The following is a 9,568-nucleotide window of genomic DNA, read 5'->3' on the forward strand; positions in this document are numbered from 1 at the left end:
CGCCACGGTGGCGGCACCGTGCGATCCCAACCGCAGCACGACGATGCCCGCGTCCCGTGTGGTCCGCCCGGGCGCACCGAAAAATCGCCAACGCCTCCCTCGTCAACATCTTCCTGGCCCGGCGCTTCCAATCCCAAGAACTTGGCTGGCCCGGCCGCCCTCATCACCGTACAGATCACCGCCTGCTACACCTGCTGGGAGACTGTGGCACCGTTCTGCGCATCCCGTCCCACGAGTCCCCCACATTGCGGATACGGTCCGAGTCCTCCGGTCGGCCGCCGCTCTCGTCACGTGTCGCTCCGCCCGCCCAGCGTCGCACGCAGACAGGCGGCCGGGGAAGATCACGGCTCGTCCTTCGCGAAGGCGCGCTCGAGCATCTCGGCGGTGGCCGGGTTCACCATCTCGTTGCGGCGGATGTAGTGCTGGATGGTGATCTTCGGGTCCGTGTGGCCAAGCAGCTCGGCGGCGAGCTCGACCCCGGCCTGGGCGCTGATCACCGTCGCGACGGTCCTCCGGAACATGTGCGGGGTCACCCCGGCGATCCCGGCCAGGTCCATCACATGGCGGAGCTGGCGCCGGACGTTGTTCGTCGTCAGCGGTGTCCCCTCCCTGCGGCAGAACAGCAGGGCGTCCAGCGACGGGTCCTCCAGCCTCGCCAGCCGGCGCCGCACAGCCTCGGCGGCGAACGCCGGGATTGCCATCGTGCGCCGGGACTTCGCCGTCTTCGGGTGGTCCTGCCGCATGGTCGGCGCGCCGCGGTGGCTGACGATGGTTCCGGTGATCCGGATCGAGGGCGGGGCCGAGGCGATGTCGATGTCGCGGCGGCGGATGGCCAGGACCTCCCCGATCCGGGCGGAGGTGCCGAGCATGACCTCCACGATCGCGCCGAGCTGCCCGTCCGGCCTGGGCCCGGAGGGCGATCGGCCGGCCTCCCAGTAGGCGATCGCGGCACGGACCGCGTTGACCTCCGCCGGGGTGAGCGCGTCCGGGGCCCTGGCGGGGCGGTGCAGGCGGGAGACGTGGTCCACCGGGTTCCGGGGCAGCACCTCGTGCCGGACGGCCAGGGCGAGGGCGAGCCGCAGCACGACGCGGGCATGCTTGGCCTTGGCGTAGGACTGCTTCGCGAGCTGCTTGAGGAACTGGTCGCAGCGGGCGACGCCGATCTCCCGCAGGGTGAGCCCGGCGAACGCGGGGAGCACGAGGGTGCGCACGTCGCGCTCGTAGAGCTGGCGGGTCGCGGTCGCTAGCCGGCCCTCGAGGTCGATGTCCTCGAGCCAGTACTCGACCAGGTCGGGGAAGGGACTGTCGGGCGCCAACGTCCCGGTGGTCGGGGCGAGCAGGTTGCGTTCGGCGAGCTTGGCCTTCAAGACGCGGGTCGCGGCCGCGGGGCTCTCGCCGCTAGCCTGCACGAGCCGCACGACGCCGTCCCAGTCCCGGTAGCGGGTGCGGGCCTCGACCAGGCCGCTCGGGCGGCGGCGGGTGGTGACCTCGCCGTAGGTGCCAATCGTCAGGCGCGGGCGGCTCACCGTCTCACCGCCGACCCGGCGACGACGACGGCGCGGGGTCGCGCTGCGCCTCGATCCAGGCGGTCACGTCGGCCACCGCGAACTTGAGGTGCTTGCCGAACCGGTACGCGCGGGGCCCGAGCCCCCGGGCGCGCCAGTCGTAGATCGTCGAGACCGGGACGCCCAGATATGCCGAGAGCTCGCGGATGTCGAGCAGCGGCGGCAGGCCGGGCAGAGGCTGCGGGAGGGATGCTGGAGCAGTCATGCCCGGCAGGTGCGCCGGGCATCCCGGGCCAACCGGGAGGGTCTGCGAACAACACCTTCGAGCCGAACGCCGGGGCCGCGAGAGCCCCCTCCGGGAGGGGTTTTAGATGGGTATTAGATGGCCGGTTCAAATCTCACCAACGCAGAAGCCGCGGGAACCCTTGGGTTTCCGCGGCCTCGTGGTCGGGCTGACAGGATTTGAACCTGCGACCCCTTGACCCCCAGTCAAGTGCGCTACCAAGCTGCGCTACAGCCCGAAAGTGCCTGCCCGTTCTCGCTGTTCGCGCCCGTTCAAGCAACCGCTTCAGCATATACGAGGAGCGGTCCGATCGCGAATCGACGGGCCCCTGGCGAGCCTTGGCCCACAGGGTCCGGAGCAGGGCGCGGGCGGAGTCGAAATATCGCTCTTCGATGCCTCCGCCGGCGAGGCGACGTGCACGAAGTCCCCCTGGATGAGGCCGACGACGGCGGGCGCGAGCTGTCGCGCTTCGGCGCCGCCGTCGTCGTGCTCCGGAACCTCTCCTACTTCCCGTCCGCGGACTCGCTGCTCCCCTAGCTCGTGCTCGCCGGGTGAGCCGTGGCAGGCGCGGTGCTCATCGCCGTCGGCCGCCACCGCAACGAGCCCGCGCCCGTCGAGGTGTAGCTTCTACTTCTTCCGGGACCGCTTCTCGCGGACGCGCATGCTGATCTCGATCGGTGTCCCCTCGAAACCGAAGGTCTCGCGAAGCCGACGCGTGATGAAGCGGCGATAGCCGGGGTCGAGGAAGCCGGTGGTGAAGAGGACGAACTTCGGCGGCCGGCTCTGAGCCTGCGTGCCGAAGAGGATCCTCGGCTGCTTTCCCCCGCGCACAGGGTGCGGGTGGGCCGCCACGAGTTCGCCGAGGAAGGCGTTGAGCTTGCCGGTGGGGATGCGGGTGTCCCAGCCGGCGAGAGCCTTGTCGAGCGCCGGAACGAGGCGATCGCGGTGCCACCCCGTCTTCGCCGAGAGGTTCACGCGGGGCGCCCAGTCGATGTGGGCGAGATCCTTCTCGATCTCGCGCTCGAGCCAGCGGCGCCGCTCGTCGTCCATGAGGTCCCACTTGTTGAACGCGATGACGAGCGCGCGCCCGGATTCGATCGCCAGATTGATGATGCGCACGTCCTGCTCAGCGAGCACCTCGTCTGCGCCGAGGAGGACGACGGCGACCTCCGCCTTCTCGAGCGCGGCCTGCGTCCGAAGCGAGGCATAGTACTCGGCGCCCTTGGCCATGTGCTGGCGACGGCGGATGCCGGCGGTGTCTACGAACCGCCACACCCGGCCGCCGAGCTCGATGTACTCGTCGACGGGATCGCGCGTGGTTCCGGCGAGTTCGTTCACCACCACGCGCTCGGAGCCGGCGAGCTTGTTCAGGAGGGATGACTTCCCCACGTTGGGGCGACCGATGAGCGCCACTCGCCTCGGACCACCGGAACGTTCGAGCCCGGCGATCGCCGAGAACTCCGGAAGGACTTCCATGGCGGCGTCCAGAAGATCAGCCACGCCGCGGCCGTGCATCGCCGAGACGGGGTAGGGCTGGCCGAAGCCCAAGCCCCAGAGGACCGCTGCGTCGGACTCCTGCGCGAAGTCGTCGACCTTGTTGGCCACCAGCAGCACGGGTTTTTTCGCCTTGCGCAGCATCCGCACCACGGCCTCGTCCGTGGCGGTCGCCCCGACCGTCGAGTCGACGACGAACAGCACGGCATCCGCCATGCTCACCGCGATCTCGGCCTGCTCGGCGACGGACGCGTGGATGCCTCGTGCGTCGTGCTCCCACCCTCCGGTGTCCACGAGCGTGAACTTCCGCCCGTTCCACTCTCCGGGGTAGGAGACCCGGTCGCGGGTCACGCCGGGCACGTCCTCGACGACGGCTTCGCGGCGCCCGAGGATGCGGTTCACGAGAGTGGACTTGCCCACATTCGGGCGCCCGATGATCGCAAGGACCGGGTCCATGCGAGTCGGGGTGTCGGCGTCCCACTCCTCGCCCCCTTCAGCGAGAAGGCGCGCGTCATCCTCGTCGAGCTCGTAGTCGTCGAGTCCGGCACGGAGGGCGGCGGCGCGCCGTTCGGCCTCGTCGTCGCCCATCTCCGCGAGGTGCTCGGCGATCTGATCGCTGCCCTCGGGCTCGTAGTCCTCTGCGGCGATGTCGCCGGTGGCTTCGCTCATGGGGTGGGTTCTCCTTAATGCTTGTGCGGCCCGCACGTGCTTCAGTGACGGGCCGGGGGTGCGGCAACCGCCGCGTGGACGACCTCGAGGACCGCGCTCACGGTCTCCTCGAAGTCCAGATCTGAGGAGTCGATGGTGTAGACGCCGTCGGCGGCCTGGGTGAAGCTCGCCACGGTGGAGTCCTTCCGGTCCCGCTCGACCACCTGCTGGTGAAGGGCTTCCGCGCTCTGGGTGCCGCCAAGCTGCAGGCCACGACGGCGCATGCGCGCTTCTTCCGAGGCAATCAGCAGGATCCGCACTTCGGCATCGCGCGCGACGACGGTCGTGATGTCCCGCCCCTCGACGACCATCCGACGGCCGTGGGCGGCGATGAGGGCGCGCTGGCGGCGGATCAGCTCGTCGCGCACGCCGAGGTTGGTGGCGACGGCACTCACGGACGAGGAGATCTTCGGTTCGCGGATCTCCGCCGTCACGTCGTGGCCGTGCACCCGCACGCGCTCGGAGTCGGCACTCGTGCTGAGCTCCAGTTCGAGCGTGCGGGCAGAGGCCTCCACGAGCGCGCTGTCGGTGAGATCGAGCCCGCGGTGGAGGCAGTCCCAGGTGACCGCGCGGTACATGGCGCCCGTGTCGAGATACGCCAGCCGCAACCGGCGGGCCACCTCCTTGGACACGCTTGACTTGCCCGAGCCCGAGGGCCCGTCGATCGCGACGACGAGCGGCCGCCCAACCCGCAGCGGTTCGTGCCCGGGCAGCGGGGTGTAGCGCACGCTCGTGCCCCGCGCCGTGCTTTCGGCGTTGATTCCCGAGCTGCGCTCAGAGTCCGTCACTGCAACACCCGCCATCCCCGCTCCTCCAGTTCAGCTACCAGTTCGTCGTGCTTGCTCGGCAGCACGGAGATCTCCACCATGCCCACGTTCCGCCCCGACGAGTGGTCGAGGCGGAGATCCTCGAGGTTGACCCCAATCTCGCCGATCTCCGTGAGCAGCTTCGCGATCTGCCCCGGCCGGTCGTCCACGAGGACGGTCAGCCAGGCGAACGCCTGCGGCGGCCCGCCATGCTTGCCCGGGATGCGTGCCTGGCCCGCGTTGCCCTCGCTCATGAGCTGCGCCAGATCGAGCCGCGCCCCGGGCGCCGTGGGGGCCTCCAGCGTGTTGATGAGCCGTTCGACGTCCTCACGCACACCGTACAGGTGCTTCACCAGCTTGTCCGCGTTCGCCCCGAGGATCTGGACCCAGAGACCGGGATCGCTCGCAGCGATGCGGGTCGTGTCCCGCAGCCCGTTTCCGGCCAGCGAGAGCAGCCGCAGGTCGGTTCCCTGCAGCCGGCTCGCCAGAAGGGAGGACATGACCTGCGGCAGGTGGCTCACCAGGGCCACCGCCTCGTCGTGCTCGTCCGCGTCGAACTCCAGTACGACCGCGCCGAGGTCTGCCCCGAGCGCCTTGGCGAGCCGCAGCGCGTCCTCCGACGCCGCCCCGTGGGCGCACACCACCCACGGCATCGAGGTGAACAGCTCACCACGCGCCGCAACCGGCCCGGATTTCTCGCGCCCGGCCATCGGGTGCGTGCCCACATAGCGGGAGAGATCAACGCTGCGGGTGCGGAGTTCGGCGAGGATTCCGGACTTCACGCTCGCGATGTCCACGACGACGGCGCGTGGCCACCGCGTGAGCGAGCGTTCGACGACGTCGGCCGTCACGTCCGGCGGCGCGGCAACAACGACGAGCTGCGGCTGCACCCCCGGGTTCGCCTCGATCTCAGACACGGGGCGACCCGCGCCGATGTCGACCGCGACGGCCTGGTTCGTCGGCGAAGGGTCTTCCAGGAACACCGGAACGCCCCGGTGCTCGAGCCCGAGACCGATGCTCGTCCCGAGCAGCCCGGTGCCGATGACGACGACGGGCCCCGCCAAGTGGGTTGCTGGCATTGGCTAGAGCCCCACGGCCGCCATGAGATGCCCGACCTCCTGCTTGCCGAGCTTCCGGACGGTGCCCTGCTTCTGGTCGCCGAGGCCGATCGGCCCGATCTTGGCGCGGACGAGCCGCTGCACCGGGAAGCCGACGGCGTCGAACATCCGGCGCACAATCCGGTTCTTGCCGGAGTGCAGCACGACCTCGACGAGGACGAAGCCGGGGGTCGAATCGACGAGCTTGAACGAGTCCACCTTCGCGAGGCCGTCCTCGAGCTCGATGCCGCGGCGCAGCTGAGCGCCCACACCGTGCGGCATCGGACCGCGCACCTGGACCACATACGTCTTGGGCACCTCATAGGAAGGGTGCGTCAAGCGGTTGGCCAGCTCGCCGTCGTTCGTCAGGAGGAGCAGGCCCTCGGTGTTCGTGTCCAGCCGGCCCACGTGGAAGAGCCGCTCGGGCGTACCGGGGCGGAGGTAGTCGGAGATGCAGGGCCGGCCCTCGGGATCGTCCATCGTGGAGACCACGCCGCGAGGCTTGTTGAAGGCCATGTAGACGAGGCTCTCGTTCGTCTGGACCCGCACGCCGTCCACATGGATGACGTCAGCCTCCGGATTGACGCGCGACCCGAGCTCGGTGACGATCTGCCCGTTGACCTCGACGCGGCCCTGCTCGATGAGCTCTTCGCATACGCGGCGCGAGGCGACTCCCGCGTTCGCCATGACCTTCTGGAGGCGAACGCCGTCCTCGTTCATCTGCTCGCGAGTGCGCGGCTTGTGGGGCGGCAGCGGCGTCGGAGTGCGCCTGGCGCTGTCGCGCACGGGGCCCAGATTGCGGCCGAAGCGCTCGTTGGCGAAGGGAGCGCCTGATCCCTTGGCCTGCGGCCGCTCGCCGCGCTTGCGCTGCGATGCCTTGGGAGCGCCCTTCGCGCCTCCGCGGGCGGAGTTTCCGCGCGCCCCTGCGTTGTTCTTCTGGGTGCCGCGCGGCCCCTTGTTGCTTGGTGAACCCTGGCGTCCCGCCTGTGTCATGACCCGGCCTCAAGTATGTGGTTGGAGATTCTCGGCCCGCTTCCCGCGGGCAGGGGCCCGAATGGCCCCCATCAACGATACCGGATAGTCCGATCCCGGTTCGGACCGACGTGAGCCAGCTCTCCCCCACCCGTCGAGTTCGATCACCGCTCGAGTTCCATCGCCGCCAGCTCGTCAAGCCCCGGCAGGTGGGGCGAGAGCCGCGGGAGTTCCGCGACCGATCCGATTCCCAGGCGTTCAAGGAAGTACGACGTCGTCTGGTACAGGATCGCTCCCGACTCCGGATCCGTCCCGGCCTCCTCCACGAGCCCGCGGGAGACAAGGGTGCGCACCACCGAGTCGACGTTGACACCGCGAATCGCGGCCACCCTCGAACGAGGGACGGGCTGGCGGTAGGCGATGACGGCCAAGGTCTCCAGGGCGGCCTGGGTGAGCCGCGCGGTCTGGCCTTCGAGGACGTAGTGGGACACGATGTCGGCGAACTCGGGGCGCGAGTAGAACCGCCACCCTCCGGCAACCGACCGCAGTTCGAATCCGCGCCCCGCAGCATCGTATTCTGCCGCCAGCCCTCTCAGCAGCTCCTCGACTTCCGGTTCGGGAAGTTCGAGGGTGGCGGCGAGCTCGGCGGAGCTCACGGGCTGGTCCACCACCATGAGCACCGCCTCGAGCGCGGCGCCCCTCCGGTCACCCTGCATGCTGCTCCTCCCGTTCCTCCTGCGGTTCGTCGTCGTCGTATTCCTCGCTGAGCCGCTCGGCGGTCCAGTCCTGGCCCGCGGTCCAGCGCACACTGAGCTCCCCAAGGGGCGCTGCCTGGTCGAACGCGACCGCGCGATCGCGGAACATCTCGAGCAGGGCAAGGAAGCGCGCCACCACAACGAGCCGCGACTCCGCGTCCGCCGTGAGTGCCCGGAACGTCTGGGCCCCTCCGACCCGAAGCCGGGCGCCAATGATGGCGGCTTGCTCCCGCACGCTCACGGGCGGGGCATGGAGGTGGGCCAGTCCGACCTCCGACGGCGGAGCCTCCTTGGGCGCGAAGGCCTTCGCCGCGAGGGCGGCGAACTGCTCGGGAGTGTGCTGCCAGACAAGCTCCGGCAGAAGCGCGGCGAACGAGGGCTCGAGGCTCACGGCCCGTGGGAAGCGCCGGCCCTCGGCCTCGAGCGTTTCCCCGAAGATCGCGGCGATCTCCTTGAAGGCCTTGTACTGGAGCAGCCGAGCGAAGAGGAGGTCGCGGGCCTCGAGCCGGGCCACGTCCTCCTCGTCCTCGACTTCGCCTTGGGGCAGCAGCCGAGCAGCCTTGAGGTCAAGGAGGGTGGCGGCGATGACCAGGAACTCGCTCGCCTCATCGAGGGCCCACTCCTCGCCGCGCACCTGCATGGCACGGATGTAGGCGATGAAGTCATCGGTCACCGTGGCCAACGCAACCTCGGTGATGTCGAGCCGCCGCTTGGAGATGAGGCTCAGGAGCGCATCGAACGGCCCCGTGAAGTTCTCTAGCCGGACCTCGAAGCCGGAGGCAGAGCCGCTCTCCCCCTCGGGCGGCTGGCTAGGGTGCTCCACCGCGTGCCACGAGCTCGCGCGCGAGCCTCCGGTACGCCTCTGCACCGGCGTGGTTCGCGGCGTAGCGCGTGATGGGCTCGGCCGCCACGGTCGCGTCCGCGAACTTGATGGTGCGCTTGATGACCGAGTCGAAGACCTTGTCCCCGAAGGCCTCGATGAGGCGGGCGAGGACCTCGCGGCTGTGCAGAGTGCGGGCGTCGTACATCGTGGCGAGGACGCCGTCGACCACGAGACGCGGGTTGAGTCGGTCTTGGACCTTCTCGATCGTCTCGACGAGGAGGGCCACCGCGCGCAGGGCGAAGAACTCGCAGATGAGCGGGATGATCACGCCGTGCGCGGCCGAGAGGGCGTTCACGGTGAGGAGTCCGAGGGAGGGCTGGCAGTCGATGAGCACCAGGTCGTAGTCGTTCTCGACCTTCCGGAGTGCGCTCGCGAGGACCTGCTCGCGCGCCACTTCGGTGACGAGCTGCACCTCGGCGGCCGAGAGGTCGATGTTGGCGGGCAGGAGATCGAGGTTCTCGATCTCGGTGTGGCGGATCGCGTCGCGGATGTCCACGTGGCGGTCCATCATCACGTTGTAGACCGTGAGGTCGAGCTCATGGGGATTGGTCCCCAGGCCAGCGGAGGCAGCGCCCTGCGGGTCGAAGTCCACGATGAGCACTCGGCGCCCGTAGTCGGCGAGCGCGGCAGCGAGGTTGATGGCCGAGGTGGTCTTGCCCACGCCGCCCTTCTGGTTGACCATCGCGATGATGCGCGCCGGGCCGTGGGATGCCAGTGGGGCAGGCACCGCGTACTCGCGCTCCGGGCGGCCAGTGGGGCCCAGCACGACGTCGGTGAGGTCTTCCGTGATGCTGTCCAGAGTCGCTGCGCTCTGCTCTGTGCTCACTTATCCATCCACACTTTCGAATCGCTGACTGCGGCTTCCTGAGTCCCCAGCCTACACAGGGACGACATCCTTCCCGTGGACCTTGACATTTCCGCTGAAGTGAGCCTTTACCCTCAACTAGAGGTTAAAGGTTTCTTCCCCCGCACGCGTTGCGGCCGCACCCGTGGGGGGGGGGAAAACCCGCCAAAGGGGCGGGGGGACCGGGAAGGGGGCCGACCCACGCCGCCCCCCCGGGGGGG

10 protein-coding genes and 1 tRNA gene are annotated in these 9,568 nt (G+C 69.6%); 1 reads left to right on the top strand and 10 read right to left on the bottom strand.

Features of this window, described 5'->3' with window-relative positions:
• Positions 1–341: 341 nt before the first annotated feature.
• From ACTHL9_RS14605 to ACTHL9_RS14615, 3 genes are all read right to left on the bottom strand, one after another.
• A complete protein-coding gene (locus ACTHL9_RS14605; RefSeq protein WP_440520016.1) occupies positions 342–1,526 on the bottom strand; it encodes a tyrosine-type recombinase/integrase in 1,185 nt (394 codons plus the stop codon).
• 4 nt (positions 1,527–1,530) lie between these two features.
• On the bottom strand, positions 1,531–1,770 hold the full coding sequence (locus ACTHL9_RS14610) for a helix-turn-helix transcriptional regulator (RefSeq protein WP_440520017.1): 240 nt from the start codon (positions 1,768–1,770) through the stop codon (positions 1,531–1,533).
• A gap of 179 nt (positions 1,771–1,949) precedes the next feature.
• A tRNA-Pro gene (locus ACTHL9_RS14615) sits at positions 1,950–2,026 on the bottom strand.
• 176 nt (positions 2,027–2,202) lie between these two features.
• Between ACTHL9_RS14615 and ACTHL9_RS14620 the strand changes: the two genes are divergently transcribed.
• Complete coding sequence (locus ACTHL9_RS14620; RefSeq protein ID WP_440520018.1) at positions 2,203–2,325, top strand: hypothetical protein; 123 nt, start codon at positions 2,203–2,205, stop codon at positions 2,323–2,325.
• Between the two features lie 90 nt (positions 2,326–2,415).
• On the opposite strand, the gene der is transcribed toward ACTHL9_RS14620, so the two are convergent.
• The 7 genes from der to ACTHL9_RS14655 all read right to left on the bottom strand — a co-directional run bounded on the left by der (position 2,416) and on the right by ACTHL9_RS14655 (position 9,329).
• Positions 2,416–3,951, bottom strand: a complete 1,536-nt coding sequence (der, locus tag ACTHL9_RS14625; protein WP_440520019.1) for a ribosome biogenesis GTPase Der — start codon at positions 3,949–3,951, stop codon at positions 2,416–2,418.
• Between the two features lie 41 nt (positions 3,952–3,992).
• Positions 3,993–4,793, bottom strand: a complete 801-nt coding sequence (cmk, locus tag ACTHL9_RS14630; protein ID WP_440520020.1) for a (d)CMP kinase — start codon at positions 4,791–4,793, stop codon at positions 3,993–3,995.
• Positions 4,775–5,875, bottom strand: a complete 1,101-nt coding sequence (locus ACTHL9_RS14635; RefSeq protein ID WP_440520021.1) for a prephenate dehydrogenase — start codon at positions 5,873–5,875, stop codon at positions 4,775–4,777. The genes cmk and ACTHL9_RS14635 overlap by 19 nt, the downstream gene beginning before the upstream one ends.
• A gap of 3 nt (positions 5,876–5,878) precedes the next feature.
• Positions 5,879–6,886, bottom strand: a complete 1,008-nt coding sequence (locus ACTHL9_RS14640) for a pseudouridine synthase (RefSeq protein ID WP_440520022.1) — start codon at positions 6,884–6,886, stop codon at positions 5,879–5,881.
• 143 nt (positions 6,887–7,029) lie between these two features.
• Entirely contained in the window at positions 7,030–7,581 is a 552-nt protein-coding gene (gene scpB / locus ACTHL9_RS14645; RefSeq protein WP_440520023.1) for an SMC-Scp complex subunit ScpB, read from the bottom strand.
• Positions 7,571–8,443, bottom strand: a complete 873-nt coding sequence (locus ACTHL9_RS14650; RefSeq protein ID WP_440520024.1) for a segregation and condensation protein A — start codon at positions 8,441–8,443, stop codon at positions 7,571–7,573. The genes scpB and ACTHL9_RS14650 overlap by 11 nt, the downstream gene beginning before the upstream one ends.
• Positions 8,430–9,329, bottom strand: a complete 900-nt coding sequence (locus ACTHL9_RS14655; protein ID WP_440520025.1) for a ParA family protein — start codon at positions 9,327–9,329, stop codon at positions 8,430–8,432. Before ACTHL9_RS14655 ends, ACTHL9_RS14650 begins: the two co-directional genes overlap by 14 nt.
• Between the last annotated feature and the right edge of the window lie 239 nt (positions 9,330–9,568).

It is taken from the genome of Sinomonas sp. (assembly GCF_051955515.1).
Lineage (GTDB): Bacteria > Actinomycetota > Actinomycetes > Actinomycetales > Micrococcaceae > Sinomonas.